This window comes from Streptomyces sp. NPDC005263 (genome assembly GCF_042872365.1).
Taxonomy (GTDB): domain Bacteria; phylum Actinomycetota; class Actinomycetes; order Streptomycetales; family Streptomycetaceae; genus Streptomyces.
The window spans coordinates 575,155-601,501 of record NZ_JBIAKJ010000003.1 but is presented as its reverse complement, the minus strand read 5'-3'; the positions used below and the strand labels follow the sequence as shown (position 1 = coordinate 601,501).

At 67.5% G+C, this 26,347-nt stretch carries 26 protein-coding genes and 7 pseudogenes; 15 read left to right on the top strand and 18 right to left on the bottom strand.

The annotated features are described in order from the left end of the window. Positions 1-8: 8 nt before the first annotated feature. The 5 genes from ACFYRY_RS16375 to ACFYRY_RS16355 form a co-directional block, all read right to left on the bottom strand. Entirely contained in the window at positions 9-392 is a 384-nt protein-coding gene (locus ACFYRY_RS16375; RefSeq protein WP_389145114.1) for a TadE/TadG family type IV pilus assembly protein, read from the bottom strand. Position 393: 1 nt separating this feature from the next. Then, the gene (locus tag ACFYRY_RS16370; RefSeq protein ID WP_389145111.1) at positions 394-789 is read right to left on the bottom strand and encodes a TadE/TadG family type IV pilus assembly protein; all 396 of its coding nucleotides are present in this window, start codon (positions 787-789) and stop codon (positions 394-396) included. A gap of 2 nt (positions 790-791) precedes the next feature. Beyond that, positions 792-2,051: a CpaE family protein gene (locus ACFYRY_RS16365; RefSeq protein ID WP_389145108.1), complete on the bottom strand. Its 1,260-nt coding sequence runs from the start codon at positions 2,049-2,051 to the stop codon at positions 792-794. Between the two features lie 9 nt (positions 2,052-2,060). Continuing rightward, on the bottom strand, positions 2,061-2,768 hold the full coding sequence (cpaB, locus tag ACFYRY_RS16360; protein ID WP_389145105.1) for a Flp pilus assembly protein CpaB: 708 nt from the start codon (positions 2,766-2,768) through the stop codon (positions 2,061-2,063). Between the two features lie 120 nt (positions 2,769-2,888). Next, positions 2,889-3,944, bottom strand: coding sequence for a hypothetical protein (locus ACFYRY_RS16355; protein WP_389146269.1), 1,056 nt, complete (start codon positions 3,942-3,944; stop codon positions 2,889-2,891). Positions 3,945-4,321: 377 nt separating this feature from the next. On the opposite strand from ACFYRY_RS16355, the gene ACFYRY_RS16350 reads away from it, so the two are divergent. After that, positions 4,322-6,046, top strand: a complete 1,725-nt coding sequence (locus tag ACFYRY_RS16350; RefSeq protein ID WP_389145102.1) for a chitinase — start codon at positions 4,322-4,324, stop codon at positions 6,044-6,046. 85 nt (positions 6,047-6,131) lie between these two features. Here ACFYRY_RS16350 and ACFYRY_RS16345 read toward each other — a convergent pair whose 3' ends face one another. The 3 genes and pseudogenes from ACFYRY_RS16345 to ACFYRY_RS16335 form a co-directional block, all read right to left on the bottom strand. Next, complete coding sequence (locus ACFYRY_RS16345; protein ID WP_389146266.1) at positions 6,132-6,584, bottom strand: barstar family protein; 453 nt, start codon at positions 6,582-6,584, stop codon at positions 6,132-6,134. Positions 6,585-6,589: 5 nt separating this feature from the next. Continuing rightward, a pseudogene (locus ACFYRY_RS16340) lies at positions 6,590-8,298 on the bottom strand (RHS repeat-associated core domain-containing protein); the annotation flags it as partial. Between the two features lie 89 nt (positions 8,299-8,387). Then, positions 8,388-8,891 carry an ATP-binding protein gene (locus ACFYRY_RS16335; RefSeq protein ID WP_389145100.1) on the bottom strand — a complete coding sequence of 168 codons (504 nt, stop codon included), beginning with the start codon at positions 8,889-8,891 and terminating at the stop codon, positions 8,388-8,390. Between the two features lie 252 nt (positions 8,892-9,143). On the opposite strand from ACFYRY_RS16335, the gene ACFYRY_RS16330 reads away from it, so the two are divergent. From ACFYRY_RS16330 to ACFYRY_RS16315, 4 genes and pseudogenes are all read left to right on the top strand, one after another. Continuing rightward, the gene (locus ACFYRY_RS16330) at positions 9,144-9,995 is read left to right on the top strand and encodes a helix-turn-helix domain-containing protein (protein WP_389145098.1); all 852 of its coding nucleotides are present in this window, start codon (positions 9,144-9,146) and stop codon (positions 9,993-9,995) included. A gap of 11 nt (positions 9,996-10,006) precedes the next feature. Next, on the top strand, positions 10,007-10,198 hold the full coding sequence (locus tag ACFYRY_RS16325; RefSeq protein WP_389145095.1) for a hypothetical protein: 192 nt from the start codon (positions 10,007-10,009) through the stop codon (positions 10,196-10,198). Positions 10,199-10,229: 31 nt separating this feature from the next. Beyond that, positions 10,230-10,346: pseudogene (locus tag ACFYRY_RS16320) on the top strand (chitinase); the annotation flags it as partial. Positions 10,347-10,578: 232 nt separating this feature from the next. Beyond that, a complete protein-coding gene (locus tag ACFYRY_RS16315; protein WP_389145092.1) occupies positions 10,579-11,184 on the top strand; it encodes a hypothetical protein in 606 nt (201 codons plus the stop codon). A 21-nt stretch (positions 11,185-11,205) separates the two neighbouring features. On the opposite strand, the gene ACFYRY_RS16310 is transcribed toward ACFYRY_RS16315, so the two are convergent. From ACFYRY_RS16310 to ACFYRY_RS16285, 6 genes and pseudogenes are all read right to left on the bottom strand, one after another. Beyond that, complete coding sequence (locus tag ACFYRY_RS16310; RefSeq protein ID WP_389146263.1) at positions 11,206-11,625, bottom strand: contact-dependent growth inhibition system immunity protein; 420 nt, start codon at positions 11,623-11,625, stop codon at positions 11,206-11,208. Positions 11,626-11,651: 26 nt separating this feature from the next. Further along, positions 11,652-15,497 carry a polymorphic toxin type 28 domain-containing protein gene (locus tag ACFYRY_RS16305; RefSeq protein ID WP_389146260.1) on the bottom strand — a complete coding sequence of 1,282 codons (3,846 nt, stop codon included), beginning with the start codon at positions 15,495-15,497 and terminating at the stop codon, positions 11,652-11,654. A gap of 132 nt (positions 15,498-15,629) precedes the next feature. Further along, a pseudogene (locus ACFYRY_RS16300) lies at positions 15,630-15,881 on the bottom strand (putative T7SS-secreted protein); the annotation flags it as partial. A 112-nt stretch (positions 15,882-15,993) separates the two neighbouring features. Further along, positions 15,994-16,332: pseudogene (locus ACFYRY_RS16295) on the bottom strand (putative T7SS-secreted protein); the annotation flags it as partial. Further along, entirely contained in the window at positions 16,332-17,030 is a 699-nt protein-coding gene (locus ACFYRY_RS16290; RefSeq protein WP_389145089.1) for a hypothetical protein, read from the bottom strand. The gene ACFYRY_RS16290 and the pseudogene ACFYRY_RS16295, both read right to left, overlap by 1 nt. Next, positions 17,027-17,599: a hypothetical protein gene (locus tag ACFYRY_RS16285; protein WP_389145086.1), complete on the bottom strand. Its 573-nt coding sequence runs from the start codon at positions 17,597-17,599 to the stop codon at positions 17,027-17,029. The genes ACFYRY_RS16290 and ACFYRY_RS16285 overlap by 4 nt, the downstream gene beginning before the upstream one ends. A 214-nt stretch (positions 17,600-17,813) precedes the next feature. Between ACFYRY_RS16285 and ACFYRY_RS16280 the strand changes: the two genes are divergently transcribed. The 3 genes and pseudogenes from ACFYRY_RS16280 to ACFYRY_RS16270 all read left to right on the top strand — a co-directional run. After that, complete coding sequence (locus tag ACFYRY_RS16280; protein WP_389145083.1) at positions 17,814-18,026, top strand: hypothetical protein; 213 nt, start codon at positions 17,814-17,816, stop codon at positions 18,024-18,026. Beyond that, complete coding sequence (locus ACFYRY_RS16275) at positions 18,023-18,217, top strand: hypothetical protein (RefSeq protein WP_389145081.1); 195 nt, start codon at positions 18,023-18,025, stop codon at positions 18,215-18,217. The genes ACFYRY_RS16280 and ACFYRY_RS16275 overlap by 4 nt, the downstream gene beginning before the upstream one ends. A gap of 40 nt (positions 18,218-18,257) precedes the next feature. Beyond that, a pseudogene (locus ACFYRY_RS16270) lies at positions 18,258-18,494 on the top strand (chitinase); the annotation flags it as partial. A gap of 249 nt (positions 18,495-18,743) precedes the next feature. Here ACFYRY_RS16270 and ACFYRY_RS16265 read toward each other — a convergent pair. Beyond that, entirely contained in the window at positions 18,744-19,337 is a 594-nt protein-coding gene (locus ACFYRY_RS16265) for a TetR/AcrR family transcriptional regulator (RefSeq protein WP_389145078.1), read from the bottom strand. A gap of 79 nt (positions 19,338-19,416) precedes the next feature. Here ACFYRY_RS16265 and ACFYRY_RS16260 point away from each other — a divergent pair, with 79 nt between their 5' ends. Both ACFYRY_RS16260 and ACFYRY_RS16255 read left to right on the top strand, forming a co-directional pair. Continuing rightward, the gene (locus ACFYRY_RS16260) at positions 19,417-20,340 is read left to right on the top strand and encodes an oxidoreductase (protein WP_389145075.1); all 924 of its coding nucleotides are present in this window, start codon (positions 19,417-19,419) and stop codon (positions 20,338-20,340) included. 85 nt (positions 20,341-20,425) lie between these two features. Next, positions 20,426-20,690, top strand: a pseudogene (locus ACFYRY_RS16255) (IS21 family transposase); the annotation flags it as partial. A 37-nt stretch (positions 20,691-20,727) separates the two neighbouring features. Here the strand turns inward: ACFYRY_RS16255 and ACFYRY_RS16250 are convergent. After that, positions 20,728-21,585 carry an SDR family NAD(P)-dependent oxidoreductase gene (locus ACFYRY_RS16250; protein ID WP_389145073.1) on the bottom strand — a complete coding sequence of 286 codons (858 nt, stop codon included), beginning with the start codon at positions 21,583-21,585 and terminating at the stop codon, positions 20,728-20,730. Between the two features lie 171 nt (positions 21,586-21,756). Between ACFYRY_RS16250 and ACFYRY_RS16245 the strand changes: the two genes are divergently transcribed. The 3 genes and pseudogenes from ACFYRY_RS16245 to ACFYRY_RS16235 all read left to right on the top strand — a co-directional run. Continuing rightward, positions 21,757-22,611: a helix-turn-helix transcriptional regulator gene (locus ACFYRY_RS16245; protein ID WP_389145070.1), complete on the top strand. Its 855-nt coding sequence runs from the start codon at positions 21,757-21,759 to the stop codon at positions 22,609-22,611. A gap of 251 nt (positions 22,612-22,862) precedes the next feature. After that, positions 22,863-23,246: a hypothetical protein gene (locus ACFYRY_RS16240; RefSeq protein ID WP_389145067.1), complete on the top strand. Its 384-nt coding sequence runs from the start codon at positions 22,863-22,865 to the stop codon at positions 23,244-23,246. Positions 23,247-23,335: 89 nt separating this feature from the next. Then, a pseudogene (locus tag ACFYRY_RS16235) lies at positions 23,336-23,563 on the top strand (chitinase); the annotation flags it as partial. A gap of 43 nt (positions 23,564-23,606) precedes the next feature. On the opposite strand, the gene ACFYRY_RS16230 reads toward ACFYRY_RS16235, so the two are convergent. Next, on the bottom strand, positions 23,607-23,885 hold the full coding sequence (locus tag ACFYRY_RS16230; protein WP_389145064.1) for a hypothetical protein: 279 nt from the start codon (positions 23,883-23,885) through the stop codon (positions 23,607-23,609). 143 nt (positions 23,886-24,028) lie between these two features. Continuing rightward, positions 24,029-24,313, bottom strand: a complete 285-nt coding sequence (locus ACFYRY_RS16225; protein WP_389145062.1) for a hypothetical protein — start codon at positions 24,311-24,313, stop codon at positions 24,029-24,031. Between the two features lie 693 nt (positions 24,314-25,006). Here ACFYRY_RS16225 and ACFYRY_RS16220 point away from each other — a divergent pair. Then, on the top strand, positions 25,007-25,348 hold the full coding sequence (locus tag ACFYRY_RS16220) for a PadR family transcriptional regulator (protein ID WP_137966835.1): 342 nt from the start codon (positions 25,007-25,009) through the stop codon (positions 25,346-25,348). After that, the gene (locus ACFYRY_RS16215; protein ID WP_389145059.1) at positions 25,345-26,301 is read left to right on the top strand and encodes a hypothetical protein; all 957 of its coding nucleotides are present in this window, start codon (positions 25,345-25,347) and stop codon (positions 26,299-26,301) included. The genes ACFYRY_RS16220 and ACFYRY_RS16215 overlap by 4 nt, the downstream gene beginning before the upstream one ends. Positions 26,302-26,347: the final 46 nt, after the last annotated feature.

Genomic DNA, 26,347 nt, shown 5'->3' with positions numbered 1-26,347 from the left:
GTGTTTCCTCAGGGGTCGAGCGGGTGGTCGAGCGGCATGGTGGCGGTCTTCTGGGCGGGGTCGAAGTCCCAGCCGGGGACGATCGACGGAATCTGGACGGTGGCGGTCACGGTGACCGTGTCACCGCCCTCCGCGGCGGAGCACGCGACGCTCAGCCAGTCGCTGATCGCGTTCGCGCACCCCTCCTGGGCGCTCTCCTGGATCGAGGCCGCCCGCGCACCCGCCCGGGCCGCCGTGCCGGCCTGCTGGGCGGTGTAGGCGATCAGCCCGATCTGTACGCCCGCCATCGCCACGAGGACCAGGATCGGGATGAACCCGAGGTACTCCAGGGCGACCTGCCCGCGGTCGCGGCGAACCCCGCGTCCGCCGTGGCGTTTCCCCTCGTACGACATCTCAGTCCTTCACCTCCTCGACGGCGCCGGCATGGCCCTTCACGTCGAAGGGGAAGCCGATCGAGCCCGGGAAGAGGACGGGGACGTGGAGGGTGACGTCGGCCGTGACATAGCCGCCGGAGGTGGCGCACACCACCTCACCGCTCCACGCGTCCGGCAACTTGTCCAGACCCGCTGCCTGGCACGCTCCCTGCCGCTCCCCCTCCGGGACCGCCGTCCCCGCCCGTACCGCCTCGTCCGCAGCGTTCCCCGCCAGCGTGAATGTGTATCCCAGCAGCACGAACTGCCACATCAGCACCAGGGTGAGGAGGATCAGCGGGGTCATGCCGAGGAACTCGACGGTGACCTGGCCGTCGTCCCTCCGCCACACGGCGCCCTTCCACCCCGGCCGGCGCATCGCTAGTTCCCCAGCTCGCGGCGTCGCCGGAAGCCGACCGCGGCCCGGTCGCCGCCGCGCAGCCGGCCGGCCCGGTGACCGGGGCTGTCCGGGCCCTTGACCAGGCCGAGTTCGGCCGCGAGGGCCCACAGGGCCTGCTTCACGGTGCTCTTGCCGTCGAGTTCGTGGACACGGCCGGCGTCCACCGCGCTCTGGAGTTCCTTGAAGTTGGCGGGGATGGCGATGCCCGCGACGGCCGTGCCGGTGATCTTCTGGATCAGCGGGGGCTGGATCTCCGTACCGCGGGTGTGCCGGTTGACGACGACGGTCGTCTCCTCGGCCTTGCGGATCTGCAGCCGGTCCCACATCCGCACGGTCCGCTTGGCACCGCGGACGGCGACCACGTCGGGCGTGGTGACCAGCAGAGCGGTGTCCGCCATCTCCACGGCGGCGGCGCCCGCGCCGCCGAGCTGGGCGCCGCAGTCGACGACGACGACCTCGTAGCGGGACCGCAGGGCGCTGACGATCTGGCGGGCGGCGCGGTCGGTGACCTCCTCGCCGCGTTCACCCTCACCGGGGGCGAGCAGCAGCGCGACGCCGGTGTCGTGGGGGAAGACGGCGTCGGCGAGGACGCGGGGCGAGATGTCGGTGATGGCGGCGAGGTCGACGACCGAGCGGCGGAACTGGACGTCCAGGTAGGACGCGATGTCCCCGGTCTGCAGGTCCATGTCGAGCAGGGCCGTGCTGCGTCCCGACGCCTGGGCGGCGAGGGCGAGGTGGATGGCGGTGAGGGTCGACCCCACGCCTCCCTTCGCCCCGCTGACCGTGACGACGGTCCCGCCGACGCCGGTGAACACGTCGCCGCCCGCGCCCAGATGACGCCGTACGCCCACCGACCACTGGGCGACCGCCTGGACACGGCTGGCCAGTTCCTCGTAGCCCAGCGGCAGGGCGATCAGGCCACGGGCGCCGTAGTCCATGGCGGCCTGGAAGAGGCCGGGGCTGGCGTCGGAGGTGACGAGGATGACCCCGACGGCGGGGAAGCGGAGGGCGACCTCGCGGATGAGTTCCAGGGCCGGGACCGGGCCGATGCGTTCGTGGACGACCACCACTTCGGGCAGTTCGTCGATCGACTCGGTGGCGAGGCGGGCGAGGGTGTCGATGAGCTGGGTGGAGTCGACCACCGGAGAAAGCGGTTCGGCGTCCGGGAGCTGGCTGAGCAACGTGGTGATGGACCGGGCCGCGTCCGCGTCGCCGACTGCCGGGAGGATCCTCGTGGGCATGGCGACCTCTCACTTGTCCTTGGCGAGTTCGTAGCTGCGGTCCTGCTCAGGGACGGTGGTGTCGGTGCCGGGTGCGACGAGCGCGAGCCGGACCTCCTTGGCGAACGACTCGGCGTACGTGATGCGCTGGGCGTCCAGCGTGGAGAGCGCGAAGGTGATCGGGACGGCGTCGGTCTCCTGCCGGGTGCGGTCGTCCGCGTCGGGCTTGAGGGCGGTCAGCTCACCGACGTCGATGACCCGGGCATTGGCCACGATGATCTTGGACTGGTCGGGGTCGACCTCCCGCTTCCCCTCGAAGGTGGCGTACACGTTGACCGCCGAACCCGCCGTGATCTTTCCCGCCACACCGGTCGCCGCGTCGATCATGATGGCGACCTCCTGCTGCCCCGGCCGCAGGGCGGGCTGGTCGACGATCATGTCGCTCTGCAGCAGGGAGCCTTCCCGCAGCGTGGTCACGGCGATCTTGCCGCGGATCCGGGAGAGGTCGGTGACCGCGGTGTCCGGCAGCCAGCGCTCGGGCATCTTGGTCTTCTCGAACTGGGCCGCGCTGAGGCTGGTGTAGGGCTTCACGTCGGACTTCAGCCGGTACGCGGTGACCTCGGGCCCGACCTTGGACTTCACGTCGTTGATGACGGACCACACGCCGGCGAAGGCGCCGAGCGCGCACAGGACCGACAGAAGCAGGAGTATCACGCCGCGGCGCTGACGGGAGTTCATGAACCGTACGACCTCGTCGGGGGGTTGGGTCTGGCGGAGGGGGCTGGGCTGGCGGGGCGGGCGGCACGGGTCCTGGTCGGCCGGGTCCGGGTCAACCGGGTCAGGGTCGGCCGGGCCGGATCACCCGGCAGGGAGTTGGTTCCCGTACATGGGTGATCCTTGGGAGACGGATGGTCCCGACGGGCCGGACGGTCCCATCGATCGGGAGTGTCCCGCGGGTCCGGGGGGTCCGGAGGGTCCGGAGGGTCCCGCCGATCCGGATGACGTGGGCGATACGGGTGATACGGGTGATGCGGGCGACGCATGCGCCACCGCTACCGCTGACGGTGCTGGTGCCGGTGCTGGCGCCGTCGCGGAGCAGAAGACGCAGCGATCGCCGATGACCTCGATGCCGCACCAGTGGCAGGTGTTCTGCCGTACCGAGGTGACCAGTTGGTAGAGCACCGACAGGTCCGGCAGGAAGGTGCAGAACTCGATGATCCTGCCGGTTCCCCACCACAGCGCGGACTCGGCGGGCAGCGGTGCCTCGCGCAGCCCCCGGACGCTCCAGGACTTGGCCAGGGTCGCGCTGACCCAGTCGGACTGCAGCTGCCCCCGGGCGACCAGCATCGAGGTGGTGAACTCCGGTCCCGCGAGGGTCGCGCCGGGTCCGATGCGGACGAGCTGCGGCTGCGGATGGGCGAGCACACCGAACTGACTGCCCGGCATCCAGGACTTGGCGTGCGACTTCAGGCCCACCGGAACGCGGTCGAGCTTGGCGACGGAGCCGAGCAGCGCCCCCGCGTGCAGGTAGTGGGTGAGCAGCCGGGCGGCCGAGGCGAGCACACCGGGGCTCAGATCGCAGGAGGCGAGCTGCCGCAACTGGCGGGCCAGGACGGCGAGTCCGAGGGGCGGCAGATCAGGCCGGAAAAGAGCAATCCGGTCGGTTTCCAGGAGCGAGCGGACGGTGAGCAGTCGCCGCTCGACCTCCCGGGGCACGGCCTGCGAGCACACGACGATCACATGCCCGTGCTGTTCGATGAGCGTCTGCAGAGCGGCCAGCGACTGGTCGAGTGGCTGACGGTCCAGGTCCGGCAGCACGGCGGCAGGCATCGTTCGATCGTCCTGCGGCGGCAGCGCCATGTCGGCGCTGGTCACGGCAATGACAGTTGGCACGCGCAGCTCCCCGAATCCCATGCCCATGAGCCCGCCCGGCGTCACTCCGGCCCGCCCGGTCGACTTCACTGCGTGACTTCCTGAGCACTTTATCCACGCATGTGTGGCCGGAGAACAGCGTTTCCGTGACTTCTCGGTCCCCTTGAGGACCCAAAAGGGGCTTATTTCCGTGCAGATGGGGCGCACTTGCCACGACCCTGGTGCACGTCGGGCGAGTTGACCTCGCCCGCGCAACGAAACCACCGAGATCACCAAGTTGGATGTGGCGCTGCGACCGCCAGACCGCCGGAACCCTTGACACGCGAATTGGTCTGGACCAACTTATAGGCACAGCGGTGGCCACCGTCGTCCCATGCCCTTCTCCCCCACCGGAGGCACCAGTGCGCCGCGAAACAGGCATGCCCGGACACCGCCACGAACCCAGACGGATACGGCGACCCCTCACCCGCTCTCTCACCGCGACCCTTGCTTTCGCTGTCACCCTCGCCCTCGGACTCACGGTCGCCGTCGCGGGCCAGGCGTCCGCCGCGGACGTCAACAACGCGAAGAACGCCGGCTTCGAGTCGGGACTGGCCAACTGGGCCTGCTCCGCGGGCAGCGGTACGACCGTCAGCTCCCCGGTACACGGCGGCTCGGCCGCGCTGCAGGCGACGCCGGCCGGCCAGGACAACGCACGGTGCGCCCAGACGGCCGCGGTCAAGCCCAACTCGACGTACACCCTGAGCGCCTGGGTGCGGGGCGGGTACGCCTACCTGGGTGCCACCGGCACGGGCACGACGGACGTGTCGACCTGGACCCCGGACTCCTCCTCCTGGAAGCAGCTGTCGACCACCTTCACCACGGGCTCCTCGACGACCTCGGTGACGGTGTACACCCACGGCTGGTACGGACAGGCGGCGTACTACGCGGACGACGTGTCGCTGTACGGCCCGGACGGCGGCGGTGGCGGCGACCCCGACCCGACGATCCCGGCGAAGCCGACCGGAGTCACCGTGACCGGGGCGGCCTCCTCGTCCATCTCCCTGTCCTGGAACACGGTCTCCGGCGCCACCGGCTACACCGTCTACCGGAACGGCACCAGGGCCACGGCGGTGACCGGAACCTCGGCGACGGTGACCGGCCTCGCGGCCTCCACGTCGTACTCCTTCCAGGTCACGGCGACGAACGCGGCGGGCGAGTCGGCCAAGTCGGCGACGGTGACAGGCCGCACCACGGCTTCCTCGGGCGGTGGCGGCACGGTGCCCAAGCACGCCGTGACCGGTTACTGGCAGAACTTCAACAACGGCGCGACGGTCCAGAAACTCTCGGACGTCCAGTCCCAGTACGACATCATCGCGGTGGCCTTCGCGGACGCCACCACGACACCGGGCGCCGTCACCTTCAACCTCGACTCGGCCGGCCTCGGCGGCTACACCGTCGACCAGTTCAAGTCGGACGTGAAGGCGAAGCAGGCGGCGGGCAAGAAGGTCATCGTCTCGGTCGGCGGCGAGCGCGGCGCCGTATCGGTGAACGACTCGACCTCCGCGACCAACTTCGCGAACTCGGTCTACACCCTGATGCAGACGTACGGCTTCGACGGCGTCGACATCGACCTGGAGAACGGCCTCAACGCGACTTATATGACACAGGCGTTGCGCTCCCTGTCGGCGAAGGCGGGCCCGTCCCTGGTCCTGACCATGGCCCCGCAGACGATCGACATGCAGTCGACGTCCAACGCCTACTTCCAGACCGCGCTGAACCTGAAGGACATCCTCACGGTCGTCAACATGCAGTACTACAACAGCGGTTCCATGCTCGGCTGCGACGGCAAGGTCTACAGCCAGGGCTCGGTCGACTTCCTCACGGCCCTCGCCTGCATCCAACTGGAGGGCGGCCTCTCCCCGTCCCAGGTGGGCCTGGGATTTCCGGCCTCACCCAGCGGCGCGGGCAGCGGGTACGTGTCACCGTCCGTGGTGAACAACGCACTGGACTGCCTGACGAAGGGGACCGGGTGCGGGTCGTTCAGGCCGTCGCGGACGTATCCGGAGCTGCGGGGGGCCATGACCTGGTCGACCAACTGGGATGCGCGGGCGGGGAACGCGTGGTCGGGGGTGGTGGGGCCGCACGTGCACGGGTTGCCGTAACGCGACGGGAGGTGAGACGGGGTGCGGCGCCGGCAGGAGCGCGGTGCCGTGCCCCCAGATCACTCAAGCCCATCCCACCGCCGCCTCACAGTTGCAATTCGGCACTCAGTCCGGATGCTGCCCCCGGCGAACACAGGAGGACGGTCCGGAAGGAAATCTTTTCCTGGCCGGGCAGTTCAGGCTTCGCTGCCCAATGACCGGCTGCACTCACAAGCGTCCTATAGAGAGTGTCACGCTCTTCACTACTTCCGGAGAGCACGAACTCGGCATCGTCGATGGTCAATAGAAAATGTGTCGCCGTAAGCCAACTCAGATCATACAAACAGTCTCGCAACGCATCCCAATTCCAGCCGAAATAGTCCGGCAACCGCATATGTTCATAGAACTGCGTGAAAACCCCGTCGGCATCGACCATTTCTCGCCCTGCCATCCTGGCGGAATAAAATAGTCCAGTCGGCGGCAGCACCTGAGTCGCAGGCGTCTCTACCACGTCTGGGACGACCTGCAAGAATGACGTAGGCTCACCCCACCACGACATTTCGATCACCGGCCCGCCTCCATCACGATGTAGGTCTGATAATGAGTGGGAGTGTAGTACGCAGAACCATCAGACCCTGTCACTATACGCTCACCACCCCAATTCGGATTTTGCGCAGACTGAACGGTCCCCCACTCCGTGTAACGGATCGACTCGCCATGACTGTCGAATTCAGGGAGCTTGTAACCACCCCCCTTGCCACTGTTCTCAAACGGCCTCGGAAGGGATGGCCCCATCAACTGAGGACCGCTGCCTTGCGCTTCAACCCCAAATTTTCGGATGTCTTGGATAACCGCCCAGGATTCAGGCGGAACACTGGAAGGAATCCAGCCCTGCAACTTGGACGTATTTCCCAAAACCTGACCCACTTTGTAGTTCGGTGAAAGACCGAGTGGATCGCCCCATGTATGCGGGTTGCCCACGTAAGTAGTGGGGTTGGGCGCTGGAGTGAGTCCAAGAGGATCCGGAGTCAGATAGCGGGCGGTTTCGGGATCGTAATGGCGGAAGTAGTTGTAGTGGAGGTTGGTTTCCGGGTCGTAGTACTGGCCGGGGAAGCGAAGGGGGGTGTAGGCGGTGCTGTCGGCGGCCCATGCAGTGGTGCCCCACAGAGTGCTTCGTGTTCGCCAGGCGATGTCGCCGTGCTCGTCGATGAGTTCGCTGGGGGTGCCAACGAGGTCGGTGACTATGGCGAAGAAGCGGGAGTCGATCTCTTCCTGCGGGGCGTCGTCGGCGGCGGCGGTGATGCGTTCGGTCTGGGCGATGGGCCGTAGGCCCTGGTGGTCCCAGGTGACGGTGACGGGGTTGGGCAGGTCCGAGGAAGTTGTCGTCTGTTCGCACAGGGTGGTGCCGTCCCAGGTGAACAGCACCTGTTCGACGGCGGTTTCGCCGTGCTCGGCCAGGCGGAGTTTCGCCGTGCGGCGACCCAGAGGGTCGTAGGTGTAGCGCCAGCGGGTGCCGTCCGGCGTGGTGACCTGTGTGAGGCGGTCCTCAGCGTCCCACTCGTAGCGCCAGGTGTCCGGCTTGCGGGACAGGCGGGTCTTCTGGCGCAAGGTGATGCGGCCCAGGGCGTCATGTTCGTAGCGGACCCGGCCCGCGCGGGTGATGCAGGTGCCCTCGTACTCGCGCGCGCCGGTCGCCTCACCGCCGGGGTGGGCCGACGGCCAGTACGCCTGCGTCTGGTTGCCCGCCGCGTCGTAGGCGTACGTCTCCGTCCAGTTCGCCGCGTGCACCGCCGTGACCCGGCCCACCGCGTCCAGGTCGAAGCGGCGGGAGCCGGACAGCTGGTCGTCGATTCCGATCAGGTTGCCGTCGGCGCGGTAGCTGTACGCGCGGGACTGGATCGCGCGGTCATCCGCTCCCGTCACCGACTGGGTGGTCAGGCGGCCCAGCGCGTCGAAGTCATGCTGCAGGGTGACCGTCTCGCCGATGTGGCGCGCCAGCTCGCGGCCTGCCACGTCGTACGTGAAGTCGATGGGCCGACCCGAGGCCACCATCCCGGTGCGGCGACCGGCCGCGTCGTACGACCATGTCGTCGTCGCCCCGGTCGGAGTCGTACGGCCCGTTCGGCGGCCCCACTCGTCGTAGGTGTACGTCAGTTCGCGGCCGTCGGCCACGTCAGACCCTGCGGGTTGGTGACCTTTGTCAGCCGCAGTTCCTTGTCGTGGTCGAACTCGTAGCGCACCCCGTCCGGGCCGATCCGGGCCGTCAGCAGGTCGCAGTTCGACGACGAGGAATTCGGGGATTGGTACACCGACGTACGCGAAGCCCAGCGAACTTTGATGTCCGACCCAGGTAGCCCCTGGCTCAACATCCCCTTCCGGCAGGCCTGCCGTACGTCGCCGCGCTCGCCCTCGGCAGTGTCGCCCACATGCGCGTTCCGCCGCCCGGTTCGCGGGACTCGCCGAAGCCCCAGGTGCCGTCGCAGGCGCGGCAGACGCAGGCGAGGAGGCGGAGGGCTGCTCGGCGGCGGGTGTCGCAGGCGGTCGCGAGGTGGGGCTGGGTGTGGCGGGGGTGGCTGTCGTAGGCGATCAGGCGGAGGGTGGAGGCGCGGTAGCGGAGGGAGAGGTAGAAGGTCGCGGACTCCGTGAACTGGGCCGCTGTTGCGGTGAGTTCGCTGACTGCCTGTAGGGCCGGGTCCAGCATGTCGTGCAGGTTGTGGGTCTTCAGGACCTCTCGGGTGGCGGCTCGGGCGAGTGAGGGGCTGGCCAGGGCCGCGGGGAGCGTGAGGCTGTAGGACAGGGTTTCGGGGGTGGGGGCGGTGGGGTCGGCCGTGTGGGGAGGGGACAGGGGGCAGCGGGAGATGGGCACGGGGTGACTCCTCTGGGGGGCTGTCTTGTGGTGGCGGCTGGTGCCCGTCTCGCTGACGGGGCCCGACTCCTCCCGGGGGAGAGCGCGGGCAGGCTCGCGCGATGCACTTCAGTAGCAATGGGTAACTGATGCGCTACCAAATGTAGAGAAGTGGATGGTTACATTGCCACCTCGTCAGTGAAATTGACCCGCACGTGGTAGGTCAGTGCGACTTCACGGCAGACTGCTGACGACCTATCGGGAAGGAAGGGCATGCCACCGAGGACGACACCAACCGAGCGGCAGAAGCGTCTGGGCAGCGAGCTGCGCAAGATGCGGATGGCGGCGGGCATAACGGCGGACCAGGCCGCCGGGCTCCTCGGCCTCGACCGGGCAAAGATCTCCAACATCGAGACGGGCATCCGCACCATCAGCGAGGAGCGGCTTCGTACCCTCGCCTGCAACTGCGAGTGCTCCGACCAGGCGTACGTGGAGGCTTTGGTGAGCCTGGCCCGCACCAACGGGCGGGGCTGGTGGGAGCGTTATCGCGGAGCCCTCGCCCCCGGACTCCTGGACATCGCAGAGTTGGAAGCACATGCCGTGCGCATGCGGACGGCCCACACCGCTCACATCCCGGGTCTGTTCCAGACCAGCGATCACGCACTCGAACTCTTCAGGGCTGTGCTGCCGCCCTTGCCCGAACGCGAGGTCGGACTGCGGCTGGCGTTCCGTGCGGAGCGTCAGCAAGTGCTGGAGGGAGAGAACCCGCCCGCATACGTCGGCGTCGTGCACGAAGCCGCGCTGCGCATGCAGTTCGGCGGGCCAAAAGTGGCTCGCGCGCAACTGGAACACCTGCTGTCCGTGTCCGAGCGACCTGCGGTGGCTCTGCTGGTCGTCCCGTTCGCCGCCGGTACGTTCCCAGGGGCCGGACAGACCGTCAACTACCTCGAAGGGCCGACGCCCCAGCTCGACACCGCACAGGTCGACACTTCCCACGGGCCGGAATTCCTGGGTGAGCAAGCACAGTTGGCCAAGTACCGGGCCCACCTGGACTGGATGGAACGCATCGCTCTGTCCCCTGAGGACTCACGCGATTTCATCCGGCGCATCGCCAACAGCTTGTGAGGAGCAGTCCGATGGACGAGATCACATGGGAAGAGCCCTTCTGCGGAGAGGGAGCAAGCTGCTTCCGCCTCGGCACCGACCCCACCGGCAACGCCTACATCGCCATAGCCGGTGCCGAGGACACGTACCTCACCGACAGCCGTGAGGCGCTCCGCTCGCTCATCCTCGGCATCAAGGCGGGCGAGGCCGATCACCTGCTCTGATCGGCCCCGGACGGGACGGGTCAAGGAGAAGAAGGTGGATAGCCAGGGCTCGGTCGACTTCCTCACGGCCCTCGCCTGCATCCAACTGGAGGGCGGCCTCTACCCGTCCCAGGTGGGCCTGTGCCTGCCGGCCTCACCGAGCGGCGCCGTAGCACTCGCCCATTGAGCTCACTGGCGTGGCGCCAGCTCTTTCCGGCGCCACGCCCACAACTCACGGCGAACTCATACGTCATCGCTCCGCAGCCGCCGCGCTACGTCGATGTCCCCCCGGCGGCGCACTGTGCCGAGGCGGTTCCCGGCCTGCACCAAGCAAGAGGCTCGTCGCCTATCCTCATGCCGTGCAACTGCCCCGGGATCCGTCGAACGTCGCCCATGTCCTGATGGCAGCGTTCCCCACCCGTCTTGCCGGTGACGTGCAGAGCGTCCTGGCGGTCATGCCGGACGCCAGGATCTCGTCGGTGGATCCATTCGAGGTTGAGGTGCGGGGCGAGACCGTCACCATCCCCTCGCGCCTCTACAACGAGAAGCCGGGGGCCGACACGGAGCGGCTCCTAACCGGAGACCAGCAGGCGATTTTCCATTGCCTGTACTCCCGGCACAGCGATGGTCGGGTCCGCCAGCGCCACCTCGAACAGATCGTGGCGTCCGGGGAACCGTGGGTCGCCCCGTTCGTGGTGCAGTTGGCCGGCGAGTACGTGCTGGAGATCCTTGACGTGATCGGGCAGGGGCTTGCCGACCTGGCGGTCCCGGGCTCAGCCCAGTCCAGGCTCTATGGGGAGTTCATCGCGCAGAATCCGGCCTTCTTCGCACGGACGGAGCGACGCGTGGTGAGCTACTGGTCGTGCTACTACCGCTGGAAGTACGCAGAGTTCGGGACGTATCCGGGGTGCGCACTGATGGAGTCGTTCCGGGCCGCCGCGTCGGATCACGTGGGCGAGCAATGGCCGCGCCACACACCACCTCCGTCGGCGCACCGACTCCCTTGAAAGGGGATTGGAATCAGCGCTTCACAACAAGTCAGATAGAGATGCGCGAAAATTATCTACATGACGCTGGATGTAATCCGACACGCCAGTAAGCATGTCTACCGTCTCATTAAGGTGACGCGCCAGATCTGGCACAGATCTCCACAGCGAGTCTTTTCTCGTCAAAACCGCCGATAGTAGATCGTCGTCGTACCAACCCGTGACAGCTTCATCCGGCGCGGTGTCACGCAGAAAGTCCAGAGCGACAGGCAAAAGCCATTTAAGGCCCACATCCTGACCGATCAACCGGCGCATATCCTCCACTGAGAGATTCTTGATAGGGCGCCGCCGTAGTTCGTAAACACTCCGCACCAAGTTCGTACTGTCGGCCGGTGGCTCCGGCCATCGATCTCCCTCCAAGTCTTCGATCGACTTTTCCTTGTCAATGAGATTCGATAGCATAAATGAATCCACCTACAATTGCTCTATTAGCGGTGCCCGATCGAGTGCAGGAAACCATTCAGGCGATCCAGTTCGGTAATCACCTCTTTACGTTTCGCGAGAAGAACTTCCAAGCCCCGATCGGTCATCGAGGCAGGAGGGCTTTCCAACTCTCGCTCCAACACCCTCCGAATCCGGTCCAGTCCGTCTCGCGCCTGCGTCAACTCGGCGATGTGATCAAAGGGTGTGCCGTTCGCCTTTCGCGCGACAACTTGCCCGTCTGCCTCTCGCCTAGCCGCATCGTAATGGTTGTGATTTGGTTGAGAGTTGACATCTCCAAGAGGATCCTTCTTTATATTCTCCAATTTTTCGATGGCTCGCTGTGCAGCGGGACTCAACCCCAGCTCACGGCAACCCTGGGGCGCGAGACCGAGTAGATCCGACCAGATGTGAGGGTTGTGGACGTAAGTGTCCGGGTTGGGTGCCGGCGCGAGTCCCAGTGGGTCGGGGGTGAGGTATCGGGCGGTTTCGGGGTCGTAGTGGCGGAAGTAGTTGTAGTGGAGGCCTGTTTCCGGGTCGTAGTACTGGCCTGGGAAGCGTAGAGGTGTGTAGGTAGTGCTGTTCGCCGCCCACGCCGTCGTTCCCCACAGAGTGCTGCGGGTGTGCCAGGCGATCTCACCCTGTTCGTCGACGAGCTCGCTAGGGGTGCCGACAAGGTCGGTGACGATGGCGAAGAAGCGGGAGTCGATCTCCTCCCGCGGGGCGTCCGCTGCCTTGATGCGTTCTGTCTGGGCGATCGGGCGTACGCCCTGGTGGTCCCAGGTGAGGGTGACCGGGTTCGGAAGTGAATGGGACCTTGTCGTCTGTTCGCACAGGGTCGTGCCGTCCCAGGTGAACACCACCTGCTCGACGATCGATTCGCCGTCCTCCGCCAAGCGGAGTTTGGCCGTGCGGCGGCCCAAGGGGTCGTAGGTGTAGCGCCAGCGGGTTCCGTCCGGCGTGATCACCTGCGTGAGGCGGTCCTCGGCGTCCCATTCGTAGCGCCAGCTGTCCGGTTTGCGGGACAAGCGGGTCTTCTGGCGCAGGGTGATGCGGCCGAGGGCGTCGTGTTCGTAGCGGACCCGGCCTGCGCGGGTGATGCGGGTTCCGTCGTACTCACGGGCGCCGGTCGCTTCCTCGCCGGGATGGTCCGACGGCCAGGACGCCTGCCTCTGGTTGCCCGCCGCGTCGTAGGCGTACGTCTCCGTCCAGTTCGCCGCGTGCACGGCCGTGACCCGGCCCGCAGCATCCAGGTCGAAGCGGCGGAAGCCGGACAGCTGGTCGTCGATGCCGGTCAGGTTGCCGTCGGCTCGGTAGGTGTACGCGCGGGACTGGACCGTGCGGCCTTCCACGCCGGTGACTGACTGGGTGGTCAGGCGGCCGAGGTCGTCGAAGCCGTGCTCCAGGGTGACCGTCTGGCCGATGTGGCGAGCCAGTTCGCGCCCCGCCACGTCGTAGGTGAAGTCGATGGGTCGGCCGGAGGCCGTCATGCCTATGCGGCGTCCTGCGGCGTCGTACGACCATGTCGTCGTCGCGCCCATCGGCGTTCTGCGGCCCGTCAGACGGCCCCACTCGTCGTAGGTGTACGTCAGTTCGCGACCGTCGACCGTCTCCGAGCGCAACCGGCCGAACCGGTCCCGCAGCAGGGTCAGGGTCGTGCCATCCGGGCCCGTGGCCTGGGCAAGTTCGTCGGTCATGTCGTATGCGTACGTCGTGACCCGGCCGGCCGAGTTCTTGCGGACCACCTTGCCGAGCTCATTGCGTTCGAAAGCCACGACCTCACCGACTGCATTGCAGCGTGAGACCATGCGGCCAGCCTCGTCGTACTCGTATGTGAGGGAGCGGTCGTCGAAGTCTGTCTCTGTGACGAGCCGCCCAGCGGGGTCATACTGGTAAGTCCACGTCAGACCCTGTGGGTTGGTGACCTTCGTCAGGCGCAGTTCCGTGTCGTGCTCGAACTCGTAGCGCACCCCGTCGGGCCCTGTGCGCGAGGTAAGCAGGTCGAAGTGTGTGTACTCGAAGCGGGTGGCTCCACCCAACGGGTCTGTGTGGCTGACGCAGTTGCCCTCACCGTCGTATGTCCAGGACTCAGATGCACCGTCTGCGGCGACCCGTCGAGCCAAGAGACCTTCGACCGTCCACTCCAGGTGAGTTACCGCGCCTACCGGGTCCGTGATGGTGACGGGCTGGCCGAAAGGGTCCCGCTCGTATCTCGTCACTGCGCCCAGAGGATCTGTGATCTCCACGGGGAGCCCCACTCGATCGCAGCGCACTGTTGTCGTGTGGCCCAGGGGATTGGTCACCGTGGCCAGGTGGCCTGCCTCGTCATGGGTGAACAGGGTGGTCTGGCCATCCGGGTCGGTCAGCGAGGTGCGGTTGCCGCGCTCGTCGTATGTCTGGCGGATGACGGTGCCGTCCGGATTCACCACCTTCACTGGGAGGCCGAGTGCGTTGTACTCGGCCTTCGCCTGGCGGCCGTCGGGCCGTACGACTGACAGCAGGTTGCCCGCCTCGTCGTAGCGGAACGACGTCGTGTGGCCGAGAGGATCGGTGCGGGACAGGAGCCGGTTGCGTCGGTCCCGTCGGAATCGGGTGACCGCGCCCGTCTCGTCGATCTCGGCCGTCACCTGCATGCGGTCGTTGATCAGATACCGGGCCGTGTGTCCGAGCGAGTCGGTGATGGTGGTGACCCGGTGTCCCGTTTCCGGGTCGGTCGTGTCGTAGGTGAAGGTGGAGCGCTGGTGGCCGGCCACCCCCTCCTGGTAGGTGCAACGGTCCCGGTCGTCGTAGACGTACTCGAAGCGGCTGCCGTTGGTGTCGGTCCACGAGGTGATGCGGCCCTGTTCGTCGCAGCCGAATCGCAGGGGGCGCCCCGACGAGTTGGTCACCTCAGTGAGGTGGCCGTCGGCGTACCCGTAGCGAACTATCTCCTGTTCCGAGCCGTCGCGCGCCGCCCCCGCCAGGTACAGGCCGGTTATCCGGTCGTCCAGGGTGGTGAATTTCAGGTGGCGTCCGCTGCTGTGACGGATACCGAGGGGAGTGCCACCGGCGTCGTAATCGAACGCGAGCCAGTTGCCGTTGTGGTCATCAATCTGTTCGAGGACGGAGAGATCGTCGGAGCGGTCGGTGAAGTGCCAGGTCCGGCGCGTTTCCGGATCGGTGATCGTGTAGCCGCCATCCTCACGGTCCAGTGGCCAGCACGGGCCGTGGGAGGGCAGCACCGGGACGCCGGGTGCAGGGTGCGGGTAGGACAGCAGCAGTCCGTCCTCGGCTACGAAGAGGACGCCCTCGGAGTCGATCTCCAGCCGTTGGTCGATGGTGGACGACCAGGTGGGCCCGAACCAACACCCGGCTCTGTAGGACGACTCGAAAGAGCGCTTGAAGACGAGTGAGGGTGAGCCGGAGAAGGAGACGTCGGTCTGAGGAAGCACCATGGTTCCGGTGGCGACATCGACGGGATCCTCTTTGCAGACCTTTTCGTGAGGACGCCGACTGGTGCCTTCCGGATTCTCCCTCGTGCCCTGACGCGCTGCACGTTGGGCAGCCGATTCTGCGGTCTCCTCCGCTCCCGCCTTCACCCCTGCCTTCACCCCACCCCGAGCCAGCCCCAGCCCCTTCCCCCCGACCAGTTCGGGGATCAGGCGGCCGATGCCCTCGGCCGGGTCCTTCTTGAAGCCCTCCCACGCCGACTTCAGTACGCGTTCGGGGTGCGTGCCGGTGGAGATGAGGCCGGTGAGCGTCATGCTGACGTTCTGGAGGTACTGGGCGGGGTGGGTGAGGTTGTAGCCGTCGACCGGGTTGAGGCCGCGGACGAAGTTCACCGTGCCGGCCACGCCCTTGACCGCGCCGCCCACGACATGGGTGAGCTCCGTGTTGACCGCCAGGTAGCCGTCCGTGAGGTTCGACCCGATCTGGTCGAGCAGCGGCGGTTCGGCGGGGGCGTGGGCGAGGGCGGCGCGGATCGAAGCGGCGGCGGTGCGGCCGGCGTCGTTTCGCTGGCGGCGGGCCTCGGAGAGGAGTTCCTGGGCCCGCTTGATGTCTGCCGTGCCGGGATCGGAGAAGGGTTCCGGGCGTGGGCCGGGGTCCTTGTCCGCCTTGATCTCGGCGTTGTAGGCGTCGACGCGCTTGTTGTACGCCTCCACCGCCTGTTCGGAGGCCTTCTTGCCCTTCTCGTACAGGTTGATGGCGTCGCGAGCCTGCTCCTGCGCCCAGGCGACTGTGTCCGCGAAGTCGTCCAGGGCCTTGCCCGCCTTGTCGCAGGCGTCCGCCGCGTGCAGCCACTTGGGGGGGATGCATGGCGAATTTCTCGCGGAAGGTGTCGGCGGCCTCGCCCTTCCAGTGCGAGGAGTCCAGATTCCGCATTCCCTCGCCGACCGTGTCGAAAGACTTGCGGAAGTCCTTGAGGTGGGAGGCGGAGGCTCGGATGGCCGAAACGCTGCCGTGGACCAGCTGGACGGCCAGGTCGGTCTCGCCGAGCTGTTTCTCGCCGGGTGTGGCACCGAGGTCGGAGGCGAGTTGGTCGCCGACGTACTCGACCACCTTGGCGGCGCCGTCGGCTCCGACGTACTCCAGACCGTCCGCGAGGACGTCCGAGCCCTTGTCGACGCCCTCACCGACGAGTTTCGTGGCGGCGTTTCCGACGTCTTCGAGTTTGCCTATGCCGGAGTTGACCAGATCGCCGAAGCCCATCAGTCGTTCTCCCCGCCCTGCTGCGACGGCGACTGCTGCGGTGCCGCCTGGGTCCGCTCCTCGGCGGAGGGCCCGAAGGCCGCGTCCAGCACCGCCTCGTACTGCTCATCGCTCGCGCCCATGGTCTGCTGGGCACTCAGCGGGCTGGGGATCGGTCCGGTCATCATCTGCGAGGTCATCAGGTCCCGGCCCGCGTCGTTCCAGCCCTGCTTGCTGTTGTCCCACGCCTGCTCGAAGGACTCCTTGCTGTAGTCCGGATTCTTCATGGAGTCGAGGCCGCTGGTGGCGATGTCGCTCCACTCCTGCTTCGCGGCCTCGTCCTCGGAGAGATACGGGTTGCCGGCCACGGAGTTCGCGGCGATCTTCAGGGTGCCCCCGACGTACTGGTCCGTCTCGTACAGCGTCCCGGCCGCGAGACCCACGTGGTGCGCGAAGAGGTTGCCCTCCTCCACGAGCGCGCGCACGCCCCACTCCCAGCGCTCACAGAACGACGACAACGCTGACTTCAGGTCCTCATGCCCCAAGTCCAGTCCGGACAGCGACAGTTCCGCGAAGCCTCGGCCCTGCCCGGCGAAGCTGTCGGTGCCGAGTTCCTTCAACTCGTCCAGCGTAAGGTTGATCCCCTTGGCGATGGCGTCCAGGCCCGCCGCCTTGATGTCTTTGCCGCCGCTCCCGTCGCCCGTACCGGCACCGCTCACCGCGGTTCCTCCCCGTTCACCGTCTCCACGTCCAAGGCCACCGCATCCGGCACGATCCCCACGACCGGCGGGAACAGCACACCGCCGTCGTCCTCGCTCCCCACATCCAGCGCCACCCCGCACGGGACACCCGCCGCCGGGACCGCGGCATCCAGCAACCGGGCTCCCAACACCCGCTGATACGCCCACTCCCTCGAACCTTCACCCCTCGCGATCGCGAACCTGGCGAGCGCCGACTCGTCCGAGAAGGCGTAGACCCAGCGCACGCCGCGGTAGTCACCGACCAAGGGGTCTTCGTTGCCGTCGAGGGGGACGAGTACGGGCGTACGGCGGAACTCGCCTAGCAGCGCGGCGAATTCACGGCGGGCGCGTGCGATGTCGTCCGCGGTGCCTGGAGTGGGGGCTGCGGCGGGCGGCGGCAGGGCAGCGCCCAACGGAGTGCCAGGCAAAGGCGGTTCATCGCCGTCCTGCGGTGTCTGCCTGACCGTGTCGTCCTGGTGGTCCGTCTCCAGGTAGTCGTACAGCCGTGACCTGGGTATCTCCGGGTCCTCGCCCCCTCCTTCAGCCATGCCTGGGATCATCACATCCGTATATTGTCGAACGCAACGCGGATCACCGGCCGTGGCGGGATCTGACTGTCAGATCGGCGCGGACTCCCCGAGTTTCCCTCTGCACGGAGCGCCTGTTGCCGACGTGCGGGACTCAAGAGGACGGAAGCGGTCGAAGCTGTTCGTCCCGCGCCCGCACATCGGCATTCAGGCCCCCGGCCGGAGGAGGAAAAGCATGTGGCGTGAATTGGTCACAGAATTTCCTGACGTCGAGCTACATGATCAGGCAACTGATGACTCTCTAGCTGGCATTGAAAGCAAATTCGGGCAGCGGACCCCCATCTCTCTGCGAGAATTTCTCTGCCATACCGATGGAATTGATGCCCCCCACGGCACGGCCCTGGTGCGGGATTCCGAAAAGATTCTCACAGTGCAGGAGACGCCGTGACCGACAGCATCACCTGGGAAGAACCGTTCTGCGGCGAAGGCAACAACTGCTTCCGCCTCGGCACCGACCCCACCGGCAACGCCTACATCGCCATAGCCGGTGCCGAGGACGCCTACCTCACCGACAGCCGTGAAGCGCTGCGCTCGCTCATCCTCGGGATCAAGGCGGGCGAGGCCGATCACCTCCTCTGACCCGCCCCGGACCGGACGGGGTCAGGAGAAGACGGCGAACAGCCAGGGCTCGGTCGACTTCCTCACGGCCCTCGCCTGCATCCAACTGGAGGGCGGCCTCTCCCGTCCCAGGTGGGCACTGGACTGCCTGACGAAGGGAACGACCTGCGGTTCGTTCAGGCCCTCCCGGACCTATCCGGATCTGCAGGGGGCCATGACCTGGTCGACCAACTGAGACGCGCGGGCGGGGAAGTCGTGGTCCGGGACGTTGGGGCCGCACGTACACGGGCTGCCGTAGCACTCGCCCATAGGGGTCATCTGGCGTGGCGCCATCTCATTTCGGCGCCACGCCCACGACTTACGGCGAACTCATACGTCATCGCTCCGCAGCCGCCGCGCTACGTCGATGTCCCTCTGCAGCGCGCTGAGCCGAGGCGGTTCTCGTCCTGCGTCAAGCACAACGACATGCAGCCGTTGTCGCCAGTCTCTGAAAAGTGACCCTCAGCCAGTTCTTGAATGTTGCCCCCTCTGGTCATCCTGCGGGGCTCTACTGCGGCGCGCTGCCGCGCAGGATGACCGCGATCATGTCGTCCAAGCCGTGCTCAGCCGCCTCCGGCGGTAGCACGCCGCTTACCGTCAGGCTGGCGTAGCCGTGCAGCGCCGCGACGATCGGCAAGGCAATCCGTTCGAGTGGCCCCTCGCGTACTTCGCCCCGGCGCTGCCCGTCGCCGATCAGCTCCAGGAGTTGATCGGACCACCGGTGGGCGGTCGCCCCCAGCGCCTCCGACGCCTCCGGGCTGTGCTTGACCGAGAACATCAGGTCGAGCAGTGCGGCGTTGGCCACGGCGAAGCCCACATAGGCGCGGGCCGCGGCATCCAGCCGGTCGGCGAACGCCTCACGAGCGCCTTCCTGCGAGGCTGTGATGGCCTCGGCGAGCCGCTCGAACCCGGTCAGCGCCAGGGCGTCCAGCAGTGCCTGCTTGGACTTGAAGTGGCGACTCGGCGCGGCGGGGCTCACCCCGATCTCGCGGGCTAGTTCGCGCAGGGACAGCGCGGACGCCCCCCTCTCGCGCAGTGTCTTCTCGGCTCGCTCGAGCAGCGCGGCGGGGAGGTCTCCGTGGTGGTAGGGGCGGTTCGTCATGCCCTCAGCCTAGCCGGGTGTAGGCGACGCACACATTGTTAATGTTGCCTACATTGTGATCGGTGCATACATTGGAGTCATGGCAAAGAACACGCACACCCAGCCCTGGAACACCACCGACATCCCCGACCAGACCGGCCGCACCGCCGTCGTGACCGGCGCCAACAGCGGCCTCGGACTCGCCACCGCCACGGCACTGGCCGTCGCGGGCGCCCACGTCGTCCTCGCCGTACGGGACACCGAGCGCGGTGAAGCCGCAGCCGCGACGGTGAACGGCAGCGTGGAGGTCCGTCGGCTCGACCTGGCCGACCTTGCCTCCGTGCGCGAGTTCGCCGCCGACTGGCACGGTGACCTGGACATGCTCATCAACAATGCCGGCGTCATGAACGTCCCCGAGGGCCGCACCAAGGACGGCTTCGAGACCCAGTTCGGCACCAACCACCTGGGCCACTTCGCGCTGACCAACGTGTTGCTGCCGCACGTCACCGACCGCGTGGTGTCCCTGTCGTCGGGGGCGCACAAGGCCCCGGGCAGTCCCCGCATCCACTTCGACAACCTCGACCTGACCGGCGAGTACAACCCGCTGACCGCCTACAGCCAGTCCAAGCTCGCCAACCTGCTCTTCACCCTGGAACTCCAGCGACGACTCAGCGCCGCCGGCTCGCCCGTCCGCGCCCTCGCCGCGCACCCCGGCTTGGCCGCCACCAACCTCCAGAGCCACGACGCCAGCCTCCTGCGAACCCTCTTCTACCGTCTCGTCAACAGGCTGATCGCCCAGGACGGCGAGGCCGGCGCACTCCCCACCCTCTACGCCGCCGTCCAGGACCTTCCCGGCGCGAGTTACGTCGGCCCCGACGGCATGTTCGAGATGCGCGGCGCCCCTTCCCTGGCTGGCCGTTCGGCAGCGGCCAGTGACCCGGTCACAGCCCGCCGTCTGTGGACCGTCTCCGAAGAGCTGACCGGCGTCACCTTCCCGGAGCTGACTGCGGCAGTTCGATCCTGAAGCCGTGGCCGCCCCATCGAGTCGGCGACCTGCGACGGGGCAGGTGGCCGCACTCGGTGTCACGGAGGCTGCTCGATACAAGAGGGTGCTGAAGGTGGAGGACTGGGCGGAGATACGTCGACTGCATCGAGCAGAGAGCGTGCCCATCAAGGAGATCTCACGGCGGCTGGGGGTGGCCCGGAACACGGTGCGGGCCGCGTTGAACTCGGACCGGCCGCCGAAGTACGAACGGGCCCCCGCGCGGACGGGTAGCGGACGCCTTCGAGCCGCAGATCCGGGGCTTGTTGAACGAGTGGCCGACGATGCCGGCGCCGGTGATCGCCGAGCGGATCAAGTGGCCGTACTCGATACACCCGGAGTCGCAAGTGGGAAACGTGCCTGGTTTTTTCAGAGGCCAGTTCCGGTGAGAGTGGCGGTTGCCTGCCAGAGCCTCTTGGCGACGGCCGGGTCCAGGCCGGCCCGGCTGGGCCTGCGGATCAGTGGGTAGCCCGTGAAACTGAACAACCCGTCCGGACCGACGTAGGCGTTGCCGGGGACGTCCTGCGTGGCTGCGTATATGAGTGGCAGCGCTCCGTGTTCGACGTCCTGGACCAGGAACGGGAGCCGGTTGACGAATCCCAGCGGCGAGTGCGTGACCAGTCCGGTCCGCGCGACGCCAGGGTGAGCGATGACCGAGCGGACACGGCTGCCCGAGGCGGTCAAACGGCGCTGCAATTCCAGCGAGAACAGCACAACGGCGAGCTTGGACGACTCGTAGACGGCCAGCCCGTTGTACTTGCGGGTGCGCCAATTGAGGTCGTCGAGGTCCAGCCTGCCGAATCGGTGCAGTTGGCTGGAGACCGTCACCACGCGGTCGGTCAGCCGGGGCAGCAGCAGGTTGGTGAGCACGAACGGCCCGAAATAGTTCGTCGCGGTCTGTACGTCTAGGCCCTGCGCGGTCCGCGCCGCCGGGATGTCCATCACCCCGGCGTTGTTGATCAGAACATCGATGTCGCCGGTATACGACGTCGCAAACGCACGTACTGAGTCTAGGTCGGCGACATCGAGTCGCCGGACATCGAAATTTCCATGCATACCGGTCACTGCCTGGCGCGCCTTGTCGACGTTGCGCACGGCCAGCACCACGTGGGCGCCGACCCGTGCGAGTTCGCGAGCGGTCACCAGCCCGATCCCCCCGCCGGCACCGGTGATCACCACCGTCACGCCGGCCATGCTCGGCAGCCGGTCCGCGGTCCATTTGGCCATAGTGAAATCCTTCGGAGGCTCTTTTACCTGATTCCTGACGCCGTCCAGTGAACGGGGCCCGTGCCGGCGGATGAAGGACCTGCCCAACCACTGAATCGCAGGGCGTGGCTACCCGTGTCGACCTGCCGGACAATGAGGCGGAGGTATACGACATGCGAAGCGGGGAGCCCGATGGTGGTCACGGCATTGGATGGCGAGGGTCTGGCCGATTTCCTGCGCGGACGCCGGGAGTCCCTGCAACCTGAGGACGTCGGGTTGCGCCGCGGCGCACGACGGCGCACGACCGGGCTGCGCCGGGAGGAGGTCGCCGAGCTGTGCGACATGTCGGCCGACTATCTGGCCCGGCTGGAACGCGGTAGTGGTTCCCAGCCGTCGCAGCAGATGGCGGCGGCCATCGCCCGGGGACTGCGCCTGACCCCCGACGAACGTGACCACCTGTTCCTGCTGTGCGGGTACCGCCTCCAGACAACGCGTCTACGCGGAGCGCACATCAGTCCCGGCCTGCTGCGCGTCATGGACCGGCTTCAGGACACACCCGCGCAGATCGTGGGCACGGTCGGTGAAACGCTGCAACAGACGCCGCCCGCCGTGGCGCTGCTCGGCGACGAGACGCGTCACACCGGCCCGGCGCGCAGCACCCTCTACCGGTGGTTCACCGACCCCACCGCCCGCCATCGGTACCTGCCCGACGACCACCACCTGCACAGCCGCGTCTACGTCGCCATCCTGCGCGCCAGTGCCACCGCGCAGGGGCCCGGGTCGCCGGCCGCCTCGCTCGTGGCCGACCTGCAACACAACGAGGAATTCGCCGAGCTGTGGAACCGCCACGAAGTGGGACTGCGGTGGAGCAACGCCAAACGCTTCGTCCACCCCGAGGTCGGACGCATCGACCTGTACTGCCAGACACTGCTCGACCCCGACCAAGGGCAGTCCCTGCTCATCTTCACCGCCACACCTGGCACGGAGAGCTACGACAAGCTTGCCCTGCTGACCGTGCTCGGCGCCGACACGTTCGCAGGATCCTGACGCACTAGCGGCATTCTCGGAGCCGAGCGCCTTTGGGTGTAGTTCCTCTCAAGGTTCGACCTCACCGGCACCGAGAGTTCACATGCGAGGTGTGATCCGCCTGGGCTCAGCACTCCGAGCGAGCGGGTTCGCCCTCGTTCCGGACGACGCTGCGGACACTGCGCGTGGGTGGCCCGCTGCACGGACCTGTGGCCCACGGACTCGCCTGCGGTGCCCTTCTCTTCGTCAACAGTGGCCTTCCCTGGAACGCCATGGCGTATCACGGCGAGGGCTACCCCCACGAGCGCAAGGCCCTGCGCGAGTGGTGGGGCGTCACCAGCCGCGCCGCGTGGCAAGGCCAGCAGCGTGCCCTGCTCGCCCTCGACGGGGCCAACCCGGTCTGGGAGTTCGCGCTCAGCCTGCGCCGTACCATCGCCCGCGATTTCGGCGGCCATGTCGACACCGCGTACTGGCGGGACGCTGTCGCCCACGTTCTGCGTGATCGTGCGGCCGGCGAAACCGTCATCACTGCGGACGGTGTCACGAGGACCGAGCCCCTGCCCACAGCGGATACCGAGGCCCGGATCAAGGGTGTGCAGCACCTCATCGGACGTATGACGCGGTACGAAGCACGCCTACCTCACCCACAGCCGTGAAGCGCTGCGCTCGCTCATCCTCGGGATCAAGGCGGGCGAGGCCGATCACCTGCTCTGACCCGCGCCGGAGCGGACGGGTTCAGGAGAAGAAGGCGTACAGCCAGGGCTCGGTCGACTTCCTCACGGCCCTCGCCTGCATCCAACTGGAGGGCGGCCTCTCCCCGTCCCAGGTAAGCCTGGGCCTGCCGGCCTCACCCAGCGGCGCGGGCAGCGGGTACGTATCACCGTCCGTGGTGAACAACGCACTGGACTGCCTGACGAAGGGGACGGGGTGCGGGTCCTTCAAGCCGTCGCGGACGTATGCGGAGCTGCGGGGGGGGCCATCTCATTTCGGCGCCACCCCCACAACTCACGGCGAACTCATACGTCATCGCTCCGCAGCCGCCGCGCTACGTCGATGTCCCCCTGCAGCGCGCTGAGCCGAGGCGGTTCCCGACAGGCGTCAAGCACAACGACATGCAGCCGGTCGCCTCTCTGAGGCGGGGCTGCGTTCTCGTCCCACCAGGACGGGTGTTTCACCTGGTCGACGAATCCGTCCCCGCCGCCGTCGACTTCGACCTTCGCTCCCACCGGGGCAACGGCGACAACGGTCACGTCGAGCTCTTGGTGATCCTGAAGGGTCACCTCGACCCTGGCCATATCAAGCACACCATCCTGGATCCGAACTACCGGCGGAGCCGGGGCAGCAAGGGGCAGTCGCCTGCCGGCTTCGGCAGGGAGATCTACAAGAGCCGTAACGCAGCGATCCGCCCACGGCTTCGAGCGTGATCCGCCGAACAGACCTAGTCCTTCCAGTCGAGCTGATGCTCCGGCACGCCCACGCTGACCCCGTAGGCGACCGCTTCCGCGCGACTAGGGTCGTTGGCTCCCGCATAGCGGAAGACTCGGCCGGCGAACACGACCACTCGTTCCTTCCCCGCCTGGTAGTCGGCGTACCAGCCGCCTTCAGGGGACAGACCTTCTGCCAACGCCTGGGCCAGCGGGGCGTCATCCTGTGCGTCGCTCTCGAACTCCAGGACCGTCCACACAGGAGGCTGACTCCCGCGCGCTGAGTCAGAGAGGTCCATCCGCGTGACTCGGCACACCCGCAGTCCCGTCAACTCAAGCACTGCACCCGACCGCAGACTCTCTCCGATGACGCAACCCGTGATCACTACGTTGGCCTCCCACGGCGTGGACGTGTCCCCCCATCACCGTAAGGTCGCACCCAAGCCGGCAGGAGAGACTTGGGAATTTCCTCCCGCCCCATAGGCCCGAGACGCGCCCTATCAGGCTGTGGGGCCGGGGCCGAGGCCGGAGCCGATCAGAGCAGGTGATCGACCTTGCCCGCCTTGATAACGAGACGCCCTCCTGGCGGACCAGGGCGCGAAGGCCCTCGTGGCTGATGTCGTCGACCGCCCCCTCGGCTACCGGGAAGTCGGCCGGCTTGGCTGGGCTCCAGGGCGAGAGCGCCAGGCCGTGCACGGCTGGCTTGGACTGGCGATCTTCTTGATCTCCCAGTCAGGCCGGGGGAACAGGGTCTGGTCCGCGGAAGATTCAACGGAGGCGAGACGGGTCCGGCGGACACGGTGGGAATGACATTCCGCTCGGCCCTGGACAGGTCGCGGTGGGCATCCGCCGACGCCACGCAGGTGCTTCGAGGAGACCACCCGCCCGCCCGCCGGCCAGGAGAGGGTGACTCTCGCCTCGGGCGTGGAGGCGCCGCCGGTGACTGCCCAGAGTTGACGGATATATTTCGTCGCTCGATATATAGTCGACGCGTGACAAGACAGAACCCGTCCTTGACGGAACCGCAATACTTCATCCTTGCCGCGCTCATGGACGGGCCGTTGCACGGTTACGGCATCATCAAGGCGGCCGAGCAGGCCACCGACGGGCGGCTCCGGATCGCTGTCGGCACCCTCTACGGCGCGCTGGAGCGGATGGAGCGGGCCGGACTGGTGGCCGCCGACCATGAGGAGATCGTGGACGGGCGGGCGCGGCGCTACTACAAGCTCACCGAGGACGGCACCGCGATGCTCAGCCGGGAGGCCCTGCGGATGCAGCAGGCGGCGGCCGTCGTCATCGGACGCTCACGGGATGCCGGAGCGGCCCCGGCATGAACCGTCTGCTGCTTGCGGCCTATCCCGAGCCCCACCGTTCCCGGTATGGAGAGGAGTTACTGGCCTGCCTGGCCGAGGCGTATCCCGGCCGCTCCTGGCCCCCGCCGCGGGAAGTTGCCGCTCTGGCGCGTGCCGGGGTGCAGGCCCGTGCCCGTGCCGTCGTCGACGACACGGCCCGGCCGTGGTGGCTGGACGGCATCCATCTGGCCGCTCTGGCCCTCGCCGCGCTGGCGCTGGTTCCGTACCTGCAGGACGTGTGGCACTGGGCACTGCGCATCGACCCCGGACAGCACGCCATCGCCTTCCACTTCTCCGGCTGGTACCCGTGGGCCGAAGGTCCCACGCGGATACGGCTGCTGCCCTACGGGCTGCTCCCGCTGGGCTGCCTGATCGCTCTGCTGCGTGGCAGACCGTGGATCGCACTGCCGGCCGCGGCAGCCATGATCTGGGCCGGCGCCACGTCCCACGGCCGCACCCTCTTCGGCAACGAGGGCAAGGCGGGCCTGAGCTACTACGGTCTTGGCGCCCCGATAACGGCCCGTGACCTGGTGCTCTCGGGGACACTGTGCGCCGCGTGCGCCGTGCTGACGGCCTGCCGTCCCAGCCGACTGCGGCGCCGCTCGTACCGCTGGCTGGTCCCCGTCGTGTTCGCCATGTACGTGGCCGGGGGCCTGCACATCATCTCCGTCAGTCCGACCTTCCAACGCGGTCTGTTCGCCCTCGAAGTCGCCGCGCTGTTCGCCGCGTGGGTGGCGACGACCTCCACCGGGGACTACCGGTGGCTGATCCCCGTCGCGGCGGTCGCATTCATCCGCACGCAGGCGATCGTGATCAAGCCGCAGGGGTTCATGCAGTCCCTGCCGGACCTGGTCGTCCTCATCCTCCTGATCGCCCCCCTCCCGGTCCTGGCGATCACCGCCCAGCGCCGACAGGGGCAGGCACTCGCCGACTAGGAGCGGACCTCCGGTGGGCCGACCGAGCCCGGCGGCCCGCGTCGTG

Bases quoted from the DNA above. Each gene is read 5' to 3' on its own strand.
- ACFYRY_RS16375 (WP_389145114.1), bottom strand. From the start codon at position 392: ATGTCGTACGAGGGGAAACGCCACGGCGGACGCGGGGTTCGCCGCGAC.
- ACFYRY_RS16370 (WP_389145111.1), bottom strand. From the start codon at position 789: ATGCGCCGGCCGGGGTGGAAGGGCGCCGTGTGGCGGAGGGACGACGGC.
- ACFYRY_RS16365 (WP_389145108.1), bottom strand. From the start codon at position 2,051: ATGCCCACGAGGATCCTCCCGGCAGTCGGCGACGCGGACGCGGCCCGG.
- cpaB (WP_389145105.1), bottom strand. From the start codon at position 2,768: ATGAACTCCCGTCAGCGCCGCGGCGTGATACTCCTGCTTCTGTCGGTC.
- ACFYRY_RS16355 (WP_389146269.1), bottom strand. From the start codon at position 3,944: ATGGGATTCGGGGAGCTGCGCGTGCCAACTGTCATTGCCGTGACCAGC.
- ACFYRY_RS16350 (WP_389145102.1), top strand. From the start codon at position 4,322: ATGCCCGGACACCGCCACGAACCCAGACGGATACGGCGACCCCTCACC.
- ACFYRY_RS16345 (WP_389146266.1), bottom strand. From the start codon at position 6,584: ATGTCGTGGTGGGGTGAGCCTACGTCATTCTTGCAGGTCGTCCCAGAC.
- ACFYRY_RS16330 (WP_389145098.1), top strand. From the start codon at position 9,144: ATGCCACCGAGGACGACACCAACCGAGCGGCAGAAGCGTCTGGGCAGC.
- ACFYRY_RS16325 (WP_389145095.1), top strand. From the start codon at position 10,007: ATGGACGAGATCACATGGGAAGAGCCCTTCTGCGGAGAGGGAGCAAGC.
- ACFYRY_RS16315 (WP_389145092.1), top strand. From the start codon at position 10,579: ATGGCAGCGTTCCCCACCCGTCTTGCCGGTGACGTGCAGAGCGTCCTG.
- ACFYRY_RS16310 (WP_389146263.1), bottom strand. From the start codon at position 11,625: ATGCTATCGAATCTCATTGACAAGGAAAAGTCGATCGAAGACTTGGAG.
- ACFYRY_RS16285 (WP_389145086.1), bottom strand. From the start codon at position 17,599: ATGGCTGAAGGAGGGGGCGAGGACCCGGAGATACCCAGGTCACGGCTG.
- ACFYRY_RS16280 (WP_389145083.1), top strand. From the start codon at position 17,814: ATGTGGCGTGAATTGGTCACAGAATTTCCTGACGTCGAGCTACATGAT.
- ACFYRY_RS16265 (WP_389145078.1), bottom strand. From the start codon at position 19,337: ATGACGAACCGCCCCTACCACCACGGAGACCTCCCCGCCGCGCTGCTC.
- ACFYRY_RS16260 (WP_389145075.1), top strand. From the start codon at position 19,417: ATGGCAAAGAACACGCACACCCAGCCCTGGAACACCACCGACATCCCC.
- ACFYRY_RS16250 (WP_389145073.1), bottom strand. From the start codon at position 21,585: ATGGCCAAATGGACCGCGGACCGGCTGCCGAGCATGGCCGGCGTGACG.
- ACFYRY_RS16245 (WP_389145070.1), top strand. From the start codon at position 21,757: ATGGTGGTCACGGCATTGGATGGCGAGGGTCTGGCCGATTTCCTGCGC.
- ACFYRY_RS16240 (WP_389145067.1), top strand. From the start codon at position 22,863: ATGGCGTATCACGGCGAGGGCTACCCCCACGAGCGCAAGGCCCTGCGC.
- ACFYRY_RS16230 (WP_389145064.1), bottom strand. From the start codon at position 23,885: ATGGCCAGGGTCGAGGTGACCCTTCAGGATCACCAAGAGCTCGACGTG.
- ACFYRY_RS16225 (WP_389145062.1), bottom strand. From the start codon at position 24,313: ATGGACCTCTCTGACTCAGCGCGCGGGAGTCAGCCTCCTGTGTGGACG.
- ACFYRY_RS16215 (WP_389145059.1), top strand. From the start codon at position 25,345: ATGAACCGTCTGCTGCTTGCGGCCTATCCCGAGCCCCACCGTTCCCGG.